This window comes from Marinobacter fonticola (assembly GCF_008122265.1).
Lineage (GTDB): Bacteria > Pseudomonadota > Gammaproteobacteria > Pseudomonadales > Oleiphilaceae > Marinobacter_A > Marinobacter_A fonticola.
The window spans coordinates 856,797-879,118 of the sequence record NZ_CP043042.1 but is presented as its reverse complement, the minus strand read 5'-3'; the positions used below and the strand labels follow the sequence as shown (position 1 = coordinate 879,118).

Genomic DNA, 22,322 nt, shown 5'->3' with positions numbered 1-22,322 from the left:
GGGAAGGCTTACTTACGGGCGGTGTAATCCTGATAGGACTTCTCTTCGACAAAACGAGAGCCTAGCGCCAGATTGACCTCTTTCTTGATCGCCGCACGCTTGTCATTGGTGACGTAAACCGCACGGGCCAACTCGATGAAGCGGGAACCAAAATCCTGCGCCGCTTCCTGGTCACGGATATCGTCTTCAATCACCCAAAGCTGCTCGTTGACGGTTTTCAACTGCTGGCGCAGTTCCGAGATGGCCGCTTGATCCTGCACCGCCTGGTTCCAGGTTTCACTCAGCTCATCAAGTTCGAGACGAACATTGCGGACTTTTTCTTCATCCTTGATACGTTCGGACTTGATCTCGAGGATGGTGATCTTGTCGAGCACCTCACCAAAGGAGACGGGTACTTTGATTACGTCGGCCATTTAATCTTCCCGGATTTTCGCTGGATTCAGTTGATGAATGGTAACCGCTGCCGTACTCAGGACCGGTCAACGAGCACCCCTCAGTCTTTAACGGCGGTGAGCCAGCTGAGATTTTCGGGGCGCTTGCCCTTCACCGCATCGAAGTACATACCCTGAAGCTTCTCGGTCAGCGGACCGCGCTTACCCTGGCCGATGACACGGCCGTCCAGTTCGCGGATCGGCAGGACCTCAGCCGCGGTACCGGTGAAGAAGGCCTCGTCGGCGATGTAAACTTCATCGCGGGTAATACGACGCTCGCGCACGGGCACATTCAGTTCTTTACAGAAATCGAAGATCGTCTGGCGTGTGATACCTTCCAGACAGGAGGTTAGCTCGGGCGTATGCAGCACACCGTCGCGCAGAATGAAGATATTCTCGCCGGAACCTTCCGCCACGTAGCCTTCGTTATCCAGCAGCAACGCTTCTTCGCAGCCGCAGGCAATCGCTTCGTTCAGCGCCAGCATGGAGTTGATGTAGTTGCCGTTGGCCTTCGCCTTACATAGGGTAATGTTGACGTGATGGCGGGTGTAGGACGAGGTGCGGACTTTAATACCCAGATCACGGGCTTCCGGCGCCATATAGGACGGCCAGCTCCAGGCGGCAACCATCAGGTGAACCTTGAGGTTGTCCGCACGCAGCCCCATGCCTTCGGAGCCCAGGAAAACCATCGGACGAATGTAGGCTTCATCCAACCCATTTTCCCGCACTGCCTGGCGCTGGGCTTCGTTGACCTGCTCCTTGGTAAAGGGCAGCTTCATATTGAGAATGTGCGCGGAGCGGAACAGGCGATCCGTGTGTTCCTGCAGCCGGAAGATGGCGGGGCCCTTTTCGGTGTTGTAAGCACGCACGCCTTCAAAACAGCCCAATCCGTAATGCAGCGTGTGGGTCAGTACGTGTACCTTGGTCTCACGCCAGGGCACCATTTCGCCATCCATCCAGATGAGGCCGTCACGATCCGCCATCGACATCTTTATTGCTCCTGAAACAAGCGATGAGAGCGTTCCCTGGCTGGGCCGTGGAACACTTTGGAAAAACGGCATTCTAGCAGGAAAACCAGAACGGACGAAGTGGCCCCTGCCCCATCGACACACGCCTCTACCAGCGGTTCATCGTCCATGTCATCGCCGATTTTTTCATCACCTCATGGCAATCACCCCATGTCACCCCATGATGCGCTGCCAGACGCTCCAGATATAGGCGCGCTCCGATTCAAAGGCGTCACCCTCCACGCGGCTATTCAGGTTTTGCAGTGCCCGGCGATGGATCGTGGAGCGCAGCGTGATATAAGCCTCGCGCAGACGCTCTGTGTCTTCCTCGGGCAGAACGCCCGCCCGGCCTAGTTCTTCCATCTGGCGGATATTGTCGGACCACTGGGTCAGCGCCGGATGCTCGGCGGAATACGCCAGCATCAGGTACTGAACCATGAACTCGATATCGACGATGCCGCCCTGGTCATGCTTGATATGGAAAACTGTGGACTCCCCTTCACGAATCGCGGTTCCCAGGTTCTCCCGCATCCTTTCCCGCATGTCGACCACGTCGTCGCGTAGCTTCTTGCGGTCCCTCGACTGGCACAGCAAGTCGTGACGCAGCGTCTCGAAAGCAGCCAGCGCCTCTTTACTGCCGGCGACGCCGCGTGCGCGCGCCAAAGCCTGATGCTCCCAGGTCCAGGCATCTTCGCGCTGGTATTTTTCGAACGCGGGCAAATTGCTCACCAGCAAACCCGAGTTGCCGGATGGACGCAGACGCATGTCCACTTCGTAAAGCTGGCCCGATGGCGTCTGGGCGTTGAGGATATGAACAATACGCTGGCCCAGCCGGGTGAAGAACACCGCATTGTCGATGGGCTTGTCGCCGCCCGTCGCCCCCTGGGGATCGGCGGTGTGAATAAAGACCAGGTCCAGGTCGGAGGTGTAGCCCAGCTCGATGCCGCCAAATTTGCCATAACCGATAATGGCGAAATCGTTATTGCAGGCCCGCTCATCGTCCTGTTGCGGGTAGCCATGGCGGCTGACCAGATTGGAGAAAGCCACCTCAACGACGTGGTCAAGCACGACTTCCGCGATCCAGGTCAGGTAATCGCTCACCTTCATCAGCGGCAGTGTGCCGCGCAGCTCCGACGCGGCGACCCGAAGGATGTGCGCTTTCTTGAAATGGCGCAGCACCTCCATCTGTTCTTCCAGGTCTTCCAGCGGAATACGCAGGAGCTGCTGGCGCAGATCGTCTTCGAGCTCCCCCTTGGTCGGCGGGTGATAGAGGCTTTCCTTGTTCAGCAACTCATCCAGCAGCAAAGGGGTTTCGGCAAGCTGACGCGCGATCCAGGGGCTTTCGCTGCACAGGCGCACAAGCTGCTTGAGGGCCTCGGGGTTCTCCAGCAGCAGCAACAGATAGGCTGTGCGGCGCAAAACGGCTTCCACCAACTGCAGCACCCGGCCGAGGGTTTCGGAGGGCGCCTCCACGTCACTCAGCGCTTCCAGCAGAACCGGCATAAAGCGGTTCAACCGACGGCGCCCCTCTGTCTGCATGACTTGTGCGGACCGACTCTGGCGGAGCTTCTGTAACAGTTCGAAGCTCTCCTCCGGTTTTTCGAAGCCCACATTCGCCAAACGTTTCGCCGCATCGTCCAGGTCCAGCTCACCCAGCCAAATTTCCTGCCAGCGCTCGCTTGCTTCCTGCTCTTCGGCATCGTCGTCGTCCGAGGCGATAATGTCGGCGAAATGGGCCGCGACCCGCTCACGATGCTGCTTCAGCGCCTCGTGACATGTGGCCCAGTCCGTAAATCCCATAATCAACGCCAGTCTTTCCTGTTCATGCGGCGTGTCGGGGAGCTCTTGGGTCTGTTGATCGGCCACGCCCTGCAGGGCGTGCTCGACATTACGCAGAAAAACGTAGGCCTCGGCCAGCTCCTGGGTCACCGCCTCGGGCAGAAGTTCCAGATTCACCAGTTCCGGCAGGATCTTCAACAGCTCGCGCTGCTGCAGTTCCCGATCACGGCCACCGCGAATCAGTTGGAAGGCCTGGACGACGAATTCGATCTCGCGAATGCCGCCGCTGCCCAGCTTGATATTGTTCTCCAGCCCCTTGCGCCGAACCTCCCGGCTGATCATCGCCTTCATATTCCGCAGGGACTCGAAGGCACTGAAATCAATGTATTTGCGATAGACGAAGGGCCGCAGGCTTTCCATCAGTACTTGGCCCGCTTCAACGTCGCCAGCCACGACCCGTGCCTTGACCATGGCGTAGCGTTCCCAGTCACGCCCCTGGTCCTGATAGTAAGATTCCAGGGCAGCAAAGCTCAGGGCCAAGGCGCCACTCTGGCCATAGGGACGTAACCGCATATCCACCCGGAACACGAAGCCATCGGCGGTCAACTGATCAAGTGCTTGAATCAGACGCTGCCCCAGGCGCGTGAAAAATTGCTGATTGTCGAGCGTGCGCTTGCCATCGCGGGTTTCGCCGTTGCTGGGAAAGGCGAAAATCAAGTCGATATCGGATGAAACGTTCAATTCCAAGCCGCCCAGCTTGCCCATGCCCAGAACGATCATCCGCTGGGGAGCCTGCTCTCCCGTTGCCGGATCTTCGCCGTAGGGCGTACCCCACTGTTCGCAGGCGTCGGCGTATAGCCAGTTCAACGCACCGCCAATCGCCACATCCGCCATGCTACTGGCGGCGCGCATGGTTTCCTCGAGGTCCGCCAGGCGGGTAAAATCCCGAAAGATAATGCGGAACATACATTCCCGGCGGAACAGCCGTAGCTCCCGGTGCAGCCCGGTTTCATCCGTAACCGCCTGAAGATAACGCTGCCAGCAGGCCGAGATGGTCTCGGGGGTCGTCGCTGCCGATAACGGCTGCGACTCAAGCCACTGTGCAAGCTGCTCGGGATAGCGCTCGACCGTTTCCCGCACAAACGTGCTGTAGAGGGCCGCCCGCTCCCACAAGGAGCGGTGCACGCCGTCATCCCTATCTAACCACTGCTCCAATCCGGAGCGATCCAGAATACGGCGTGCCTCCTCTGCATCAGCCTGCAGACATTCAGGGATTGGAGGCAGTTCACGTTGAGACGGGTCCATAGGCTCAGGCAATTCTCTGTTGTTGATTGTTCATTAATGATAGCGGGTTGCCCGCCGGCTCATCGACGTCGTAGCATCGAATCCCACTGTCAAGCGATTAGACTTGCGGTGGGTTTCCCTATATTTTCAGAATGGCCGCAAAGGTATAAAGACAAGAGTATTAAAGACAGGGCATTAGAGACACCCCTGCCACGCTATTGGATAATGGCCACGACTTTAATCCTGACGACAGGCCGTCATGGCGCCCTAAACGTCACTCTCAGGCCCGGACCGGATGTTTCGACGCGATGCTAAGTAAAGACCGACGCGCCATTACCGCCGAGCGCCATTTCTCGCATCTTCCCATGTCAGGGGTGATACGCAAGCGTATCAAACGCCTACTGATTGCGCTGCTCAGCCTAATGGCCATTCACGTCGTATCCATGATGGCGCTTGAGGGGCTATCGTTGCTGGAGGCTTGCTGGCTCACCTTTACGACTCTGGCGACGGTGGGCTACGGCGACATTTCTCCGCAAACCGCCGGGGGGCGGCTGCTTACCATTGCCCTGATGTACATCATGGCCATCACGGTCTTGACACTCATCGTCAGCGATTACATCGAATACCGGTTCTATCGGCGTGAACGCATCCTGACAGGACGCTGGAGGTACACATTGAAAAATCACATCGTCATCGTGAATACGCCCAAGCATGGCGGCCAGCAGTATTTTCTGCGCCTCTCCAGCCAAATCCGGGCGGTGCCGGGCTACGAGAGCGCGCCGATTCAGATTCTCACCCAGCAGTATCCGGAAGGCCTACCGCCTGAACTGCGGGATGCGGGCCTGGTGCATTACCATGGCTCAGGCTCCGACCCCCAGGCGCTGCGCGCGGTCAACATCATCGATGCCCGTCACATTCTCGTGCTTGCGCCAGACGAAACCGACCCCAATTCCGACAGCGTGACCTTCAACATTGCCCATAGGCTCAATGACCTGAAACTCTGTCACCGGGTCACTTTGGAGTGCATTCGGGACGAGGACAGGCATCGCTATACCTCGATGGGCATTCGAACCGTGATCAGGCCGGTGCGGACCTACCCGGAAATCATGGTGCGCGCCGTTATCTCGCCCGGCACGGAGAAGGTGCTGGAGGACTTGTTCAACTACCAGAACGATCACCCTCACCGCTACGAATTGCCCCTGGACGAACTGACCTGGGCCGACATCGTCAGCGCCCTGATTCGCCACGGCATCGGTACAGCCTTGGCTTACATCGACCCGGAAGATCGAATCGTCTGCCACCCGGAGCCGGATGCAGAGGTAGAAGGCAAAGGCCTTATCGTACTGGTAAAATCGGCCGATACCCCGCCGGTGGAAGAACTCGTGGATGCACTCGATCGCTACCGGGCCTATCTCGAGCGCTGGCACAACTTACAGGGGCAATCCACAGAGACAAAACCGGCGGCCGCCCCCACGGATAAACCCGATTAACGTTTGAGCAGCCCCAGTTGTAGCCGGACCAGTTGCGGGTCGAACATCCAATGATGCCCCTTCGCGGCGTATAACTGTGTCGACACCCAACGCCACTCAGCCTGTAGGTTGGGCTGACAAGCCCAACAAGATTTGCCGCGTCTGTTGGGCTTGCCAGCCCAACCTACGAGACAGACACAACTTACAGGGGCAATCCACAGAGATAAAACCGGCGACCGCCAACCCGATTAACGCTTGAGCAGCCCCAGTTGTAGCCGGACCAGTTGCAAGTCGAACACCCAATGATGCCCCTTCGCGGCGTATAACTGTGTCGACACCCAACGCCACTCAGCCTGTAGGTTGGGCTGACAAGCCCAACAAGATGTGCCGGAATTGTTGGGCTTGCCAGCCCAACCTACGGGACTTACAGGGGCAATCCACAGAGACAAAACCGGCGACCGCCCCCCACGGACAAACCCGATTAACGCTTGAGCAGTCCCAGTTGTAGCCGGCCCAGTTGCGGGTCGAACATCCAATGATGCCTCTTCGCGGCGTATAACTGTGTCGACACCCAATGCCAGTCAGCCTGTAGGTTGGGCTGACAAGCCCAACAAGATGGGCCGGGTCTGTTGGGCTTGCCAGCCCAACCTACGGGACTATGCCTCTAGCAACCCCAATTGGAGCTGTATCAGTTGAGGCTCGAACATCCAGCGGTGGCCCGGCGAGGTCGATGCCTGCTCACGCGCCCACTGCCACTGGGATTCCAGGCCCGCTTCGATGGCTAGCATCTTGATCTTTTCCAGTGCAGCCTGCAGCGATTCACTCGCCGTGCCCGTCAGCCAGTGCACACTCAGCGCACGCAGAAACGATGTAACAGGGTCGTCGCCCTCGACTTGTGGCGACGGCTCACCTAAACCGGCCAGCCAATAGCCCTGCTCGGCCTTGCTGACCAGATTCAGGAACGTCGGTACACGGCCGGCAAGCGCCGATGCCCAGGCTATCAAGGCACTGCTGTCGCCTGATTTCATCTCGAACTCAACTTCCGCGAGTTCGAGCGCCTCGCCTCCCGCCAAAATCTTGCCCTGGTCCAACGCAAATTCTACCGTCGATCCGGCGTCTTCCAGCAACAGGCTTTGGCGCTCGAAATTGGTCTCGAACACGACCTCGAGTTCAGCCAGATTCACCCGGTCGCCAATGGGCGTATCCGCCAGCAGGCCAAGGTTCAGGTCAGCGCCCGGCAGTGGCCATTCCCACTCGTTGCGGCGATGGGCGCCTTCGACAAATTCACCCTTGGTTTTCAATGTCTGAATATAATGGGTGCCCGCCTGACGGACTCGCAAGGCTGCGCGGTGCCGATTAAGCGCCTGGTCTGGCGTATCGTAGTAGCGATTCAGCAACCGTTTTTTAGAAAGCGCCTCCGAGCCTTTATCCGCGACCCAGGCAAGAACCTTGTCGGCGCTGCCCGGCGCCAGGGTCAGCTTGATTTCCAATTCTTCAGCCATGAAAAAATCCCTCGACGATTGCTGATCGGACGCTGAGCATACCGCTACAGAATTGCACGCACAAAAAACCGGCGGCCCGAAGGACGCCGGTTTTTTTACTCGTTACTGCTTCTAAATAAGGCTAGGCCTGGATCAGAAGTAGTAAACCGCGCCGACAGAAGCAACAGAGCGCTCGTCAGAGAAGGCTTCGTTGCCCTGATCGTCTTCGTATTCGTAGACATCGTCGCCGCCGCCCAGGTAGCCTTCGAAGTAGACGTACATGTGGTCAGACAGGTTGTGCAGAGCCTGCAGAGTGATGGTGTCAGTCTTGTCATCGTCACCATAGTCGTTGGTGCGAAGCTCATATGCCAGTGACACTTGGTTGGCACCTAGGGTGTAAACACCAATAACACCGGCCTTGTCGTATGCATCTTTGCGAGTCTGATACTCAGCGGACACCAACAGGTTATCCAGTGCGTAAGCTGCACGAACACCGTACGTATTTTCGTTGCTATCAAAATCGTCTGCAGAGCCGCTGGAGTAGCCAGTGTTGCCGTCGTTAGAGTCCATGGCAACCGCCAGGGTCAGGCCGTTCATTTCGTACATGGCAGACAGCTGGTACGGGTACGACTTGTCACCACCCGCTTGGTCGTCGCCGTCGCCGTTGATCTGAACGGCACCGCCGAAGGTCAGGCCACCGAAAGACGGGGTCTTGTACTGGATCAGGTCGCCTTCACCAGTGGTGTATGAACCGCCGATGTTCAGGCTGGCTACTTCGTAGAAGTTAACGATGTAGTCAACGGCTGTTTCGTAAGTTGAGTCGTCAGAACCAACCCACAGTTGACCGAAGCTGTCACCCTTAACACCGATGTAAGCTTCGTCCAGGTCGTCGATGCCGTCCTCGTACGACTTATCGTCAGCGTTGATGCCTTCCAGCTCCAACTTGAAGAAGCCCGTGAAACCCGGCGCGATCACGTGCTCGTGCTTGACGCCCAAGGTAGTGCCGTTGTCGAAATGCTCCAGGCTGTTAGGGCCGTTGTCGATTGCATCGTAGGCGAGCGCGTACTGAATGTTACCGTACACGGTCGGCAGGTTGGATTCTTGCGCCAATGCAGCGCCGGAGAATGTAGCCGCCGCTACAGCCGAAGCGATCAGAGTCTTTTTCATGTTGCGTCTTCCTTCTTAAGGTTAACTCAGGTTTTAGCTGCGGGTTTTATTACCCGTTTTTAGTATTGGGCTCAAATCGCGCCCATTATGTGAATCAAACATGTCATTCCTGTTACTCCTTTCCGTATCCTTCCGGAATGACAGAATTTATTCATGCGTGATCTTTTTTACCCTGAAGCCTGGCGCCGCGCCGTTCCGTTTTGTGTCGGACTTGGCAATCGCTTGACCCTTCAGGGTCAGTCACTTACAGCGCTTTTTTAAAGCGCTGCCTGATGACAAGGTTTTAATACAATGCGCCGTATTTTGCAAATTTTTTATGGCGATTTTTTAGGTATCCGCCCCTGACGAATTCCGGGTTCGCACAACAACTTTCAGGCCAACTCAGGAAAAATTTTAAATTTCAGTTATTTAATCCTAAACAACCTGTCGTCTTTAGATGATGCACCGCTCCAGGCTGGAGCAACCAAAACGACCCTGCACTCTTATTGCCCAGCACGAGAAACACACGGAAACTAGCACAACGGTTCACGTAAATAACCGAGACTTTCGGCCAGTGCGCATTTGTTTGCGCCGCATTGAATCATGTTCATCATTACGGTTTTGTGACAAGACACGCTTGCGCTCGCCACAGCCGCCTCAAGCCTCCAGCAGAAAGGTCACCGGCCCATCGTTGACCAGACTGACCGCCATATCCGCCCCGAATTGTCCCGTCGCAAGTCGCAGCTCACCAAGAGCCTGCTCCGCCCGATTTACAAAAGCATCGAATAAATGCCTGCCCTGCTCGGGAGGGGCGGCGGCGGAAAAGCTGGGACGCTGGCCCTTTCGGGTATCGGCGGCAAGGGTGAACTGGGGAACGGCGAGGAGACTGCCTCCTGCATCGATAAGACTGAGATTCATACGCCCAGCCCCGTCGGCAAAAATGCGGTAGTTCAGGACACGCTGGCAAAGGCGAAAAGCGCTATCTTGGGTGTCTTTGTGTTCGACACCCAGAAATAGAAGGATACCGGCATTGATCCGCCCGACCGAGCGGCCGTCGACGTCAACGTTGGCTTGAGTAACCCGCTGGATCAGCGCTTTCAAAAACGGCTCCTTGTTCTTTTGCCTGAAAGGCTAAGATTTCTTCGCTGTGAACCTTATTGGATTCGTTTATTACACAGCGGTACGAAATCGAACAGATCGGAATTCTAATTATCCCGAACCGGGTCGGCAAGCAGCGGTTACATAAAGAGACAAAAGCCTAATGCTCTGGTTCAAATCGGGCGTCGCGGCTCTTTTTCGTAATGTTCTGCAACCTTTTCGCAAGCGATCATCAGCGCATCGACAATGGCAGGCTCGGACGCGGAGTGGCCCGCATCGCGAATAATGGCGTAGTCCGCTTCCGGCCAGGCTTCGTGAAGCGCCTGGGCATTATCCAGGGGGCAGACCATATCGTAGCGGCCGTGAACGATGTGGCCTGGAATGCCTTTAAGACGACCGGCATCACGCACGATCTGATTCGGCTCCAGGAACGCATTGTTCATAAAGTAGTGACATTCGATCCGCGCCAGTGCGATCGCTACGTGAGGATGGCCGAAGCGCTCAACCACGCGCGGGTTAGGATGCAGCGTCGCGCAGCGACCTTCCCAGACGGACCACGCCTTGGCCGCCTGAATTTGCTTCAATTCGTTGGCACTGGTCAGACGCCGGTAATAGGCGCTCACCATATCGTCCCGCTCTTGCTCCGGGATCACCGAGACGTAATCTTTCCAGTAATCGGGAAAAACCCGGCTGGCGCCCTCTTGGTAAAACCAATAAATATCCCGCGGCCGGCACAAAAAAATCCCACGCAAGACCAAGGCAAGCACCTGATCGGGATGGGTTTCCGCGTAAACCAAGCTTAAAGTCGACCCCCAGCTCCCCCCAAACAATACCCACTGCTCGATGCCCAGAAAATGACGTATACGCTCCAGGTCCTCGACCAACGCCTGTGTATGATTGCCCTCCAGTTCCGCCAGCGGCGTCGAGCGCCCGGCCCCACGCTGGTCGAAAAGTACAATACGAAAACGCTCGGCATCGAAGAAGCGCCGGTAGTAATCCTCGCAACCGCCACCCGGCCCGCCATGAACGACGACCACCGGAGTACCGTCCGGATTACCGCTTTCTTCTATATAGAGTTCGTGGGGGGCGTCGACCTTCAGGCGATGCTCGGCGTAGGGTTTGATTTCGGGATAGAGCGACAGCATGAGGCACCTCACAATCCTTGGGGGATCAGGCAACGGAATGTCAGGCTGAATTTAGGGGATAAAGCGAGGAATTGCCACCTTTGGCAGCGCACGACGGAACGCTGATTCACGTGATAAAGAGGAACCGTCGGGACCAAAAAAGAAAACGCCAGCCCAAGTTTTAACCGGGGCTGGCGCTAATATCGCGCTTACTTCTTATGTGCGCGACGACGCTCGTTCTCCTTGAGCAGCTTCTTGCGGATGCGAATCGTCTCCGGCGTCACTTCCACCAACTCGTCATCGTCGATGAACTCGAGCGCCTGCTCCAGACTCATGCGGATGGGCGGCGTGAGCATGATGTTCTCGTCGGTACCGGCCGCACGAATATTCGTGAGCTGCTTGGCCTTGGTCGGATTGACCACCAAATCGTTATCGCGGTTGTGGATACCGATGATCATACCTTCGAAGACTTCGGTACCCGGATCAACGAACAGACGGCCACGCTCCTGCAGGGTCATCAGCGCGTAGCCAAGAATTTTGCCGTCGACCATCGAGACCAGTACACCGTTGTTGCGATGCTCGATATCGCCACCCTTCACCGGGCCGTAGTGATCGAACACGTTGGTGATAATCCCCGTGCCCGAGGTCATGGTGAGGAACTGGTTACGGAAACCGATCAGGCCCCGTGCCGGCATGATGAATTCCAGGCGGGTGCGGCCACGGCCATCCGGCACCATGTTCTTCAGATCGGCGCGACGCAGGCCCATAACTTCCATGATGGAGCCCTGGTGCTGCTCTTCCACGTCGATCACGACGAACTCGTACGGCTCGTGAATTTCACCGTCGACTTCCCGCTGCACGACTTCGGGACGGGACACACCCAGCTCGAAGCCTTCGCGGCGCATATTTTCGATCAGCACGGACAGGTGAAGCTCGCCCCGGCCCGACACCTTGAACTTTTCGGAGGATTCGCCTTGGACCACGCGTAACGCGACGTTATGCAGCAGCTCTTTGTCCAGGCGCTCACGGATGTTGCGACTGGTGACGAACTTGCCTTCCCGACCGGCAAACGGCGAGTCGTTGACCTGGAAGGTCATGCTCACGGTCGGCTCGTCCACCGTCAGGGCCGGCAAACGCTCGGCATTCTGCGGATCGCACAATGTGTCGGAAATGAACAGCTCGCTGATGCCGCTGATACACACGATGTCACCGGCACTGGCCTCTTCCACCGGCACCCGCTGCAATCCGTGGAAACCTTTGACCTCAAGCACCTTGGCGTTGCGCTTCTTATCATGCCGGTCGATTACCGCTACCTGCTGACCGGGACGCAGCTTGCCGCGGGTGATACGGCCAATACCGATTACGCCCACGTAGCTGTCGTAGTCCAGCTGGGAAATCTGCATCTGGAACGGGGCGTCCATGTCGACATCCGGCGCCGGGACGTGATGCGTGATGGCCTCGAACAGCGGCGTCATATCGTCCGCCAGCTGATCCGCTTCCGGGCCGGCAATGCCGTTCAGAGCCGAAGCGTAGACGATGGGAAAGTCCAGTTGCTCGTCGGTCGCACCCAGGCGGTCGAATAGATCGAAAACTTCGTTGATCACCCAATCCGGACGCGCGCCGGGACGGTCAACCTTATTCACCACTACGATCGGCTTCAGGCCACGGTCGAACGCTTTCTGGGTGACGAAGCGGGTCTGCGGCATGGGGCCATCGACGGCGTCCACCAACAACAGTACCGAGTCCACCATAGACATGACACGCTCAACCTCACCGCCAAAATCGGCGTGGCCCGGGGTGTCGACAATATTGATCTGGTACTCGTTCCAACGAATCGCGGTGTTCTTGGCGAGGATGGTGATGCCCCGCTCTTTCTCCTGGTCGTTGGAGTCCATGATTCGCTCGGCGCCACTGGATTTGCGGTCCAGGGTACCGGACTGCTCCAGCAGCTTGTCGACCAGCGTCGTCTTACCATGGTCGACGTGAGCAATGATGGCGATATTTCGGCGTTTTTCGATCACAAAAAAATCCTGCGGCATGCAACTGACCTGAGAGGGGCCTATATAAGGAAACAGGAAGCCTGTCCGGCATGCCATCTCAAATCGGGGAAATGTTCGGTTAAGGAGCGCTTCGACAGCTCCGGCTGTGGGCGCCAGATATTGGAGGTCACCCTCGGGCGCGCGCAGTATATCGAAAACCGGCCCGAGTAACTACGTCAACTCAAGCAATGCGCTCAAATTGTGACCAACGGTTCCGGCTGACACGAGACGATTCAGCTGAACACCGTCAACGGTCCAAAAGGATGCATAAATACCATTATTGCACCAATTTAGAGCATAAAGCGCACTATCCCTGCCCTGCCACCCTGCGTTAGGGTGCAGCTTCCGCCCTGTAAATGCTCACGCTGCACCACCATCGACCGAGCCAACAATATTGGCAAGCGCTTTGCTTAACTGTTTGCAGCCGAATTTGCAGGCACGGCCGCAGCACTTTTGATAAGCTGCCCTGCGCCTGTCGAATGAATCGGACGCTGAACGGGCTGTTTCAAGGCCATTCAGCCGAGCCGGCTCCACAAAAGACATAAACTGACGGAGTATGCGTAATGTCCAAGACGCTTGACCTGATCAAAGAATACGAAGTGAAGTGGATTGACCTGCGGTTTACCGACAGCCGCGGCAAAGAGCAACACGTGACGATGCCCACTTCTGAAATCGACGACGACTTTTTCACCGACGGCAAGATGTTCGATGGCTCTTCCATCTCCGGCTGGAAAGGCATCAACGAATCCGACATGATCCTGATGCCGGACGACAGCACCGGTGTTATCGATCCGTTCACCGAAGAAACCACGCTGAACATCACCTGCGATATCGTCGAGCCGACCACCATGCAGGGTTACGAGCGCGATCCGCGTTCCGTCGCCCGTCGCGCCGAAGAATACCTGAAGTCCACCGGCATTGCCGATGGCGCACTGTTCGGCCCGGAGCCTGAGTTCTTCGTATTCGACTCCGTCAAGTGGCGCACCGACATGAACGGCGCTATGTACGAAATCTACTCTGAGGAAGCCGCCTGGGTTTCCGGCGAAGATTTCGAGCGCAACAACATCGGTCACCGTCCGGGTGTGAAAGGCGGCTATTTCCCGGTTCCGCCGGTTGACAGCCTGCACGACCTGCGTGGCGCCATGTGTGCGGCCATGGAGTCCATGGGCCTGGAAATCGAAGTTCATCACCACGAAGTAGGCACCGCTGGTCAGTGCGAAATCGGCGTTGGCGCCAACACGCTGACCAAGAAGGCCGACGAAGTGCAGATCCTCAAGTATTGCGTGCACAACGTGGCTCACGCCTACGGCAAAACAGCCACGTTCATGCCTAAGCCGGTCGTGGGTGACAACGGTTCCGGTATGCACGTTCACATGTCCTTGAACAAGGACGGCAAGAACATCTTTGCGGGCGACGGCTACGCCGGCCTGAGCGAGATGGCCCTGTACTACATCGGCGGCATCATCAAACACGCCAAGACTCTCAACGCTTTCACCAACGCCTCGACCAACAGCTACAAGCGCCTGGTTCCTGGCTTCGAAGCACCGGTCATGCTGGCCTATTCTGCCCGTAACCGTTCGGCTTCGATCCGGATCCCGTACGTCAGTAGCCCGAAGGGGCGTCGTGTTGAGGTCCGCTTCCCGGATGCAGCCGCCAACCCGTACCTGGCCTTCGCTGCCATGCTGATGGCCGGCCTTGACGGTATCCAGAACAAGATCCACCCGGGCGATGCCATGGACAAGGATCTGTACGATCTGCCGAAGGAAGAGGCGCTCAACATCCCGACCGTGTGCGAAACCTTCCAGGAAGCGCTCGATACACTGGAGAAGGATCACGAGTTCCTGACTCGTGGCGGCGTCTTCACCGAGGACATGATCGCAGGTTACATCGACCTGAAGCGCGGTGAAGTCGAGCGCCTGAACATGACCACGCATCCGGTCGAGTTCGAACTGTACTACTCGGTTTAAGCAATACCCCTGTATAAACAGACGCTGCCTAAGGTAGCCGTCTGATGCAGACTAAGCCCCGCACTCCGCGGGGCTTTTTTGTGCCTGCACAAAAAAGCGCCAGTGTGTGTCCCACAACCCACTATCGTAACTCACTTGCACAGCGTAGGTTGGGCTGGCAAGCCCAACAGGATTTTCCGGGTTTGTTGGGCTTACCAGCCCAACCTACAGGAGGGTCTAGACTTTCAGAACTTATTTGCGGGACATCATGTATAGACTCTCCCGTACAACGCGTAACACGCAGAAGTTGCAATGCTTTAAAGGCTCGGCCAATAATCGTTAAAACGAAAACAGAAGGGAGTTTCCCGTGACAAGATTTCTCGCTCTACTCGGCGTGGTCGTGTTCGCAAGCACCGCAGCACAGGCCGAGGTTTACAAGCGTGTCGATGCCCAGGGCAACGTGACCTACTCGGACGAACCGCTCTCCGGTGGTCAGGCTATTAAGGTCGAACCCGTGACGACGGTAACCCTGCCGAAAGCGGATCAGGTCCGCGAGATCGTCGAGCGCGGCGGCGAAGGCGAAGAGCAGCAATCCAGCCAGCGCTACGGCAGCGTCACTTTTATGGCCCCCGAAGACGAGAGCGCCTTCCACTCGGGCAGCGGTGACATCACCTTTTCGGTTTCGAGCCAGCCGGCGTTGCGCTCCGGCCACCTGTTCGAAGTGACACTCGATGGCCAGCCTATCGGACAGAACGCATCCGGCCGGTTCTCGGTCAACAACGTCTTCCGGGGCACGCACAAGGCGTCGGTCAACATTGTCGACAGCCAGGGCCGCATCATCCAGCCAGGCCAGAACATCAGCTTCACCATTCACCGTCCGTCCGTACTGAATTGACCCTGCCCCCTTTACCCCCGCCCCGTGCCCCAGCCGAAGAGAAGGTGCCGCAAAAGCGCTATGTGAGCGAAAACCGCAGGCACCTCGGCACCTTAGAAGCTGAAGCTTCGGAGCAGCCCACCGGGCTGCCGTGAGCCATTCAAGTGCCCACGGCCACCAAGCGCACCAACATGGTGCGCTCACATCAAAAAGCCTCTACCATCCGAACAACATCGAAGCGTATTTTCGCTGTTGTAGTAAAAGCGCCCCAAACCGGGGAGCCATACTACAGACCGTTCAGCTTTTGATTGTCACCCGATACGCGCAGTTCATGAGGCGTGCCCCACAACTGGTTCGCTTTTTGCAGATACCGCATCGAATGCGAGGGGCATCATGTCTAAAAATATTGTCTACAGACAAATCCTGGATAATCTGACGACGGCAACATTGGTTCTGAATAGCGATCTGACCATTCAGTACATCAATGCGGCAGCGGAATATCTGCTGGAAGCCAGCGGAACGCGCATCGCGGGCACCAATCTGGCCAGCCTGTTTACCGACTCGGCCGAAGCTTTCGAGACGCTGCACGCGGCCGCCAGGACCGGACAGCCATTTACCAAGCGGGAAGCCGAGTTCACCCTGTTGTCCGGTTCGCGATTTACGGTGGATTATTCCGTGTCCCAAATTGGTGCGGATTCCGCCGAGTTGTTACTGGAACTCCAACCCCGGGATCGCCTGCTGCGCATCACCCGCGAAGAAGACATGCTGAGCCAGCAGGAAACCACCCGCATTCTCGTCCGTGGTATGGCGCACGAGATCAAGAATCCCCTAGGCGGCATTCGCGGCGCCGCGCAATTGCTGGATCGCGAACTGACCGACGAAAATCAGAAGGAATACACGCGGGTTATCATCGACGAGGCCGATCGTCTACGCAGCCTGGTAGATCGCATGCTGGGGCCCAATAAAGCCCCGCAATTCAACGACACCAACATTCACGAAGTGCTGGAGCGGGTGCGCACACTGCTGGAAGCGGAAAGCAAGGGCCGGGTGCGGCTGGAGCGGGACTACGACCCCAGCCTGCCGGAGTTCCAGGGCGACAAGGAGCAACTGATTCAGGCCTTCCTCAACGTGGCCCGCAACGCCATGGAAGCCGCCGCCGATCACCCGTCCGACCGGCAGCCGTGCATCGTCTTCCGGACCCGGGCACTGCGCCAGTTCACCATCGGCCACCGCCGCTACCGGCTGGTCTGCCGTGTCGATATCGAAGACAACGGGCCCGGCATTCCACCTGACCTGTTGCAGAACATCTTCTATCCCATGATCAGTGGCCGGGCCAACGGCACGGGCCTGGGTCTATCGATTACGCAAAGCATCATCGGTCAACACCAGGGACTCGTCGAATGCGAGAGCTCGCCCGGCTGCACCGATTTCATCATTTTCCTGCCTCTGGAGCTGAAAGCATGAGCCAATCGGCTAACGTCTGGATAATTGACGATGATCGGAGTATTCGTTGGGTCCTGGAGCGGGCCCTATCTCAGGCCAGCATGCAGCCGCGGGCTTTTGAGAACGGCGAGGGCATCATGATGCGCCTCGAACGAGAGCAGCCCGATGCCATCATTAGCGATATCCGTATGCCCGGCATCGATGGCATCGCCCTGCTCTCGCAGATCGTGCACGAGCACCCGGATATTCCGGTGATCATCATAACCGCCCATTCCGACCTGGAGAGCGCCGTCGCCAGCTACCAGTCCGGGGCTTTCGAATACCTGCCCAAGCCGTTCGACGTCGACGATGCGGTAGCTCTGGTCAAGCGCGCCGTGGACCATGGTCGCGAACGCCGGGCAACCGCCGAGCCACAGGTAGAGCCGCCAAACCGCCACACCGAAATCATCGGTGAGGCACCGGCGATGCAGGAAGTCTTCCGTGCCATTGGCCGCCTCTCCCACTCCAATATCACGGTGTTGATCAATGGCGAGAGCGGTACCGGCAAGGAGCTGGTGGCCCAGGCGCTGCACAATCACAGTCCGCGCGCCAAGCACCCGTTCATCGCGCTGAACATGGCGGCCATACCCAAGGACCTGATCGAATCCGAGCTTTTCGGCCACGAGAAAGGGGCCTTCACCGGTGCCGCAGCGGCTCGCCAAGGCCGTTTCGAACAATCCAACGGTGGCACGCTGTTCCTCGACGAAATCGGCGACATGCCGGCAGACACCCAGACCCGGCTGCTGCGCGTGCTGGCGGACGGCGAGTTCTACCGGGTCGGCGGCACCACGCCCATCAAGGTGGATGTCCGCATCATCGCCGCGACGCATCAGAATCTGGAAAAGCTGGTTCAAGCCGGCACGTTCAGGGAAGACCTGTTTCACCGGCTGAATGTCATTCGTGTGCACCTGCCACGCCTGTCCGAGCGCCGCGAAGACATTCCGCGCCTGATGGGGCACTTCCTCAAGCGCGCCGCGTTGGAGCTTTCGGTCGAGCCCAAGCTGCTACGCCCGGAAGCCGAAGAATACCTCACCACCCTGCCCTGGCCGGGCAACGTCCGCCAGCTGGAAAACACCTGCCGCTGGCTCACCGTCATGGCCAGTGGCCGTGAAATTCACGTCAGCGACCTGCCGCCCGAATTGCTCGAACAGGCGGACACCCCACCCACCGGCCAAACCTGGCAGGAAGGACTGCGGGCCTGGGCCGAGCAGGAGCTCAAACGCGGCAAGCAAGGCATCCTGGATGTCGCCGTGCCGGAATTCGAGCAGATGATGATCGAAACCGCCCTCAAGCATACTGGCGGCCGTCGCCGGGATGCTGCCATCCTATTGGGCTGGGGGCGTAATACGCTAACCCGGAAGATCAAAGAGCTGGGGATGGCGGAGGGACCGTCGGACGATGACGACGATTGAAATGGGGCGCCGTGCAGCGGGCTTCGGCTTCGAGGCGCGCCGAAGACTATTAGTTAATCAGAGTTCCCGCCAATAAATCACGCGGTCATGGCCTCGATAGACGCCGAAGGTGGCGGTGGCTGACGGATCGTCCTGGCTGCCATCGCCATCCCAGTCATATTCCAGCCAGGCCGGAGCGTCCCAGCTCAAGGTGTCCGTTCCGCGTCCCGTTGGCTTTAGCAGGAGCGGCCCCAACACCCCGTTTGCCACGGCGGCGGATGTTGACTGCATATTGTGGTGGTTCGCGGTGTTGGCTAGTTGTGACATATTCGGCGCCAGGCAGTTATCTTTTTGATTCGTGACGAACCGCCCGCCTTGCCATTGCTCGACGTACGAGAACATTTTCAGCTCAGTTGCCGTTTCCGGGCCGAATACGTTTTCCATCCTCAGGCGCCCATAACGCACATCAAAAGCCGCTTCCGGCGCGAGTTCCGGTAGCGCGCTCGCAGCCACCTCGTCACTATCCTCGATACTTGTCACCGGCAGCTTGATATGCGGTGTATAAGGATTGATACGCGAATTATCGTTTTTGGTGAAGGTCAGCAAGTTGTCAGGGTCAGCAAACGTATAGCTCATCACCCCGTCACTTATCACGCTCAGAGCACCCGCTGACTCATCGAATGCAAGGCCGACCGTTACGTTACTCGGAGTTCCGTCCGCGTTCGTCGTGGCAACCGTCAGCGACGCCGGAAAATCAACCTCGACATCGGAGGCCATCAACTTCTGGAAACCGCCCTTTGTGTAGTTCTCAGTAATGCCGTTCTTGGTATTACGCGCTGTGATCGTCAGCGTGGGCACTTCAAGCCAGTCCGTCGGCTGCCCGCTGTAAAGGAAGCCACCAACGCCACAACCTGGATTTAAAGCGCCGTCCGACTTTTCCACCTGGAAGGCGGCAGGAATGAAGCGGCCAATCGGTGCGGAGTTTGCGGAAGGCAGCGAAGCTCCCAGGTAAGGCTGCACGGGTATCCCGAAGCGAAAAACGCCCACCTCAGAAACGCTCTGGTTGAAGACCCTCTCGCCTGCGTGGCTTTTGGTAAAGGAGAGCGCGCCGGCCTGAATACTTCCCGCAAACCCGTCTGAAGGCGCAACAAGCTGATGACCCAGTTGCAGCGCTTCAATTTGGAAGTTCGGCGTCTTCGCATTGTTGACGCAAAGGTTGTCGATTCCGTCTCCCTCTTTTCTCACGGCCTTGACCCGCATCTGAAACACGTCGCCGGCAGCGGCAAAAACATCACAGGTGCTATCCCCTGCGGCGCAAACGGCGCTCAGGCTCGTGGGCTGGACGCAAAAACCATGCGGAACGGTCGTAAACTGATCCGCTCCGGGTATTTCCAAGCCTTCGTCGCCTGTCTCAGCGGACCCCGTGTAACGCGCGTCAAGCTGTAGCCGACCAGCATCGACGTAGTTCGCGGAAACCTCTGCCACGCCTTGCGCGTCGAAGGCCAGCGGTATCCGCGTCGGGCTGCTGGCGTTGTTCGACACCGTCGTTCCGTTCAACGTCATCTGACTCAGGGCAGCCACTTCACTCGCGTTCGGTTTAGCATAGGTCGACCAGAACGCCACATTCCGAGTCACGTTCTCAAACGCAGGCACACACGCATCATCTGGATTACCGGGGTCGCCCCCGGATTTGAGCGCACGTATCTTGATCCCGTCTTTGGCGGCGTTGGAAACGAGGTCAGGTATATCGTAGACCAGACCGGATTCAAAGAAGGTAAGTTTGCAGTTGTTGGCCGAGAGTGCGCCGCCACCACTCTGGCATAACGTTTTGGACTGCGGTCGGGTTGAAGGTTCTGAACCGGTGACGCCCAGCGTCACCGTACCGGGCGTCGTGCGTTGTAACGCCACCGAGGCCTCGCCGTCTGTCAGATTGATCGTGTCGCCGCCCACCCAGCCTGAGGGCGCCATCGTCGCTTGCACCGGGTCGGTGAACAGTGCGTTGCAGTTCGGATCGGCACAGGCCCGAACCAGTATTTCCTCTTCAGGCTGGCAAGTCAGCGCCGTACCATCGTGGTAGATTCGGAAATGGTCGACCTGGGCGCCGACGGGATTCAACTTCAACGCACACAACTGGAAGTTATCAAACTCATGAATATTATTGCTGCCGCCCGTAGACCCCGTCATAGATAACAGGAAATTCTCCGGCACCGCCGGCTGGCCCGGCTCGTTCAGCGCGTTAAAGGGAGCAACCAGTTGCTGATAACTGTTACCCGTCCCCGTCGTATCACGCTCGACAGAGACCAGCGCTTCTCCGGACCGCCTCGAATCCACGGTGATTCGATACCGCTGGGGGGACGGATTGTTGGTGTTTGGCGTATCCACACCCGGGTTCAGGGTTTGCGTACCGCGAAGATAACGATAGTTGGGAGCGGCCCCTCGTATGGCGATAGCGTCTCGTCGGAATCCGGGTCCTCCAACACGTCCCTCCGTCGCATTGGAGAAGTTGCCGAATTCATCGAGGCCGATGCCGATCCACCCTCCGGCAAAGCCAGGATCGCCGTTGCTTCGCTGGGCGTAACCAAGCGAGCCACCATAGCTCCCCGGCCGCGGGGTGACGTTCGCGTCCGAGAGCACGAAAGCCAGCCCGTCAGCGCCGTTTCCGCCATAGGCGTAGTAGTCGAACTCGAGGACCACCAGATTCTCGGCCCCCGGAATTTCCCGCTGCAAGGTGGCGGCTGTCGCCTGATTTGATCGGGCCTGCGTCATGCGCAGCCGGCCATTGGTAACTTGAGGCGTGAAATTACCCACCGACACCGATGTCACCCAATCCTCAGACAGATTCGATTGGCTGTAGTCGTCGTTGAAGCACTGGAGCGATGAGCTCGCACAGTCGCGAGTGGTATTCGCCATCTCCTGAATGTCTTCAAAACCGAAAAGGCGGTCGTGAAAGCGCACCTCGTCGAGCATGCCATCGAAGAAATTGACCGGATTGCCGGTACCGTAGCGCGTACCGCCGAAGAGCAGAGGGCCATTCAACGGCTTCGTGTTGTAATTGCCGCCCTGGCCGCTAAAGAACTGTTCGATGTAACGCACCTGAGACTCGACGAGTTCCACATTGTTGTCGAACATCGTCACCTGCATACCCAGCGTGCCGTTGTCGTAACGGGCGGCCTGGATCCAGAAAAAATACCAGCGGTCAGCCTGCACATTCGAGTTGGTAAGCCTGAGTGAGTATGGGCTGCCGAAGCGATTCCAGAAGGTCACCTCGAGATCCCGGTCCGTGACCCACAGATTGTATTCCTGCGACTGCGAACCGACGCCTTTATGCAGCAGCGTCTGTGTGTCGTTTGTCGAATCCATCTGAAACCAGCCGGAAACCGACATGCGCCCTCCGGAACCCGACAACGGCGAAAGCGCATTGGCGTCAGCGACTTCAACAAAGTGCTGCGCGTCGACATAGGCACCATTACGAGACGGATCGTTGAAACCCTGCCCCCGGAAACGCCCGCCACGGCAGACCTTGGCGTCCACAGTACTCGGCAGCGAGTTGGCGCCACCAGCGGTTCTCGCACGCCCCGAATGACCGTTGCCAGTGCTGTCCGCAACTTCGCCGGCAGCGCCGGTCCACTGCCGCTCGTCCATGCGCCATTCGGCGACGGCTTCATTGGATTGCGCCGCAACGGGAGTGGCACAGAACACAAGCATCAGCGCCAGTAATCGGAAGCAAGAGATATTCAAACCCAGCACCTGCCTAAGACGATACGACATCTA

At 57.8% G+C, this 22,322-nt stretch carries 14 protein-coding genes; 5 read left to right on the top strand and 9 right to left on the bottom strand.

Annotation, left to right across the window (positions count from 1 at the left end; translation table 11 throughout):
* Positions 1-8: 8 nt before the first annotated feature.
* From FXO11_RS03900 to glnE, 3 genes are all read right to left on the bottom strand, one after another.
* On the bottom strand, positions 9-413 hold the full coding sequence (locus FXO11_RS03900) for a DUF6165 family protein (protein WP_148861663.1): 405 nt from the start codon (positions 411-413) through the stop codon (positions 9-11).
* Between the two features lie 80 nt (positions 414-493).
* On the bottom strand, positions 494-1,420 hold the full coding sequence (locus tag FXO11_RS03895; RefSeq protein ID WP_148861662.1) for a branched-chain amino acid transaminase: 927 nt from the start codon (positions 1,418-1,420) through the stop codon (positions 494-496).
* A 192-nt stretch (positions 1,421-1,612) separates the two neighbouring features.
* Positions 1,613-4,522: a bifunctional [glutamate--ammonia ligase]-adenylyl-L-tyrosine phosphorylase/[glutamate--ammonia-ligase] adenylyltransferase gene (gene glnE / locus FXO11_RS03890; RefSeq protein WP_148861661.1), complete on the bottom strand. Its 2,910-nt coding sequence runs from the start codon at positions 4,520-4,522 to the stop codon at positions 1,613-1,615.
* Positions 4,523-4,809: 287 nt separating this feature from the next.
* Here glnE and FXO11_RS03885 point away from each other — a divergent pair, with 287 nt between their 5' ends.
* Positions 4,810-5,991 (top strand): potassium channel protein, encoded by a 1,182-nt coding sequence (locus FXO11_RS03885; RefSeq protein WP_148861660.1) that lies wholly within the window; start codon positions 4,810-4,812, stop codon positions 5,989-5,991.
* Between the two features lie 635 nt (positions 5,992-6,626).
* Here FXO11_RS03885 and FXO11_RS03880 read toward each other — a convergent pair.
* From FXO11_RS03880 to typA, 5 genes are all read right to left on the bottom strand, one after another.
* The gene (locus FXO11_RS03880; protein ID WP_148861659.1) at positions 6,627-7,472 is read right to left on the bottom strand and encodes a CYTH domain-containing protein; all 846 of its coding nucleotides are present in this window, start codon (positions 7,470-7,472) and stop codon (positions 6,627-6,629) included.
* 132 nt (positions 7,473-7,604) lie between these two features.
* Positions 7,605-8,618, bottom strand: coding sequence for a porin (locus FXO11_RS03875; protein ID WP_148861658.1), 1,014 nt, complete (start codon positions 8,616-8,618; stop codon positions 7,605-7,607).
* A gap of 636 nt (positions 8,619-9,254) precedes the next feature.
* Positions 9,255-9,698 (bottom strand): D-aminoacyl-tRNA deacylase, encoded by a 444-nt coding sequence (gene dtd / locus FXO11_RS03870; RefSeq protein WP_148861657.1) that lies wholly within the window; start codon positions 9,696-9,698, stop codon positions 9,255-9,257.
* 170 nt (positions 9,699-9,868) lie between these two features.
* Positions 9,869-10,840: a prolyl aminopeptidase gene (gene pip, locus FXO11_RS03865; RefSeq protein WP_148861656.1), complete on the bottom strand. Its 972-nt coding sequence runs from the start codon at positions 10,838-10,840 to the stop codon at positions 9,869-9,871.
* A gap of 188 nt (positions 10,841-11,028) precedes the next feature.
* Complete coding sequence (gene typA / locus FXO11_RS03860; protein ID WP_148864779.1) at positions 11,029-12,840, bottom strand: translational GTPase TypA; 1,812 nt, start codon at positions 12,838-12,840, stop codon at positions 11,029-11,031.
* Positions 12,841-13,421: 581 nt separating this feature from the next.
* Here typA and glnA point away from each other — a divergent pair.
* The 4 genes from glnA to glnG all read left to right on the top strand — a co-directional run bounded on the left by glnA (position 13,422) and on the right by glnG (position 18,572).
* A complete protein-coding gene (glnA, locus tag FXO11_RS03855; RefSeq protein ID WP_148861655.1) occupies positions 13,422-14,825 on the top strand; it encodes a glutamate--ammonia ligase in 1,404 nt (467 codons plus the stop codon).
* A 346-nt stretch (positions 14,826-15,171) separates the two neighbouring features.
* Positions 15,172-15,699 carry a DUF4124 domain-containing protein gene (locus tag FXO11_RS03850; RefSeq protein WP_148861654.1) on the top strand — a complete coding sequence of 176 codons (528 nt, stop codon included), beginning with the start codon at positions 15,172-15,174 and terminating at the stop codon, positions 15,697-15,699.
* A gap of 372 nt (positions 15,700-16,071) precedes the next feature.
* Positions 16,072-17,142 (top strand): nitrogen regulation protein NR(II), encoded by a 1,071-nt coding sequence (gene glnL / locus FXO11_RS03845; protein WP_148861653.1) that lies wholly within the window; start codon positions 16,072-16,074, stop codon positions 17,140-17,142.
* Positions 17,139-18,572, top strand: coding sequence for a nitrogen regulation protein NR(I) (gene glnG, locus FXO11_RS03840; protein WP_148861652.1), 1,434 nt, complete (start codon positions 17,139-17,141; stop codon positions 18,570-18,572). The genes glnL and glnG overlap by 4 nt, the downstream gene beginning before the upstream one ends.
* Positions 18,573-18,629: 57 nt before the next feature.
* Here the strand turns inward: glnG and FXO11_RS03835 are convergent, their stop codons facing one another.
* Positions 18,630-22,319 carry a DUF6701 domain-containing protein gene (locus FXO11_RS03835; protein ID WP_148861651.1) on the bottom strand — a complete coding sequence of 1,230 codons (3,690 nt, stop codon included), beginning with the start codon at positions 22,317-22,319 and terminating at the stop codon, positions 18,630-18,632.
* Positions 22,320-22,322 lie beyond the last annotated feature (3 nt).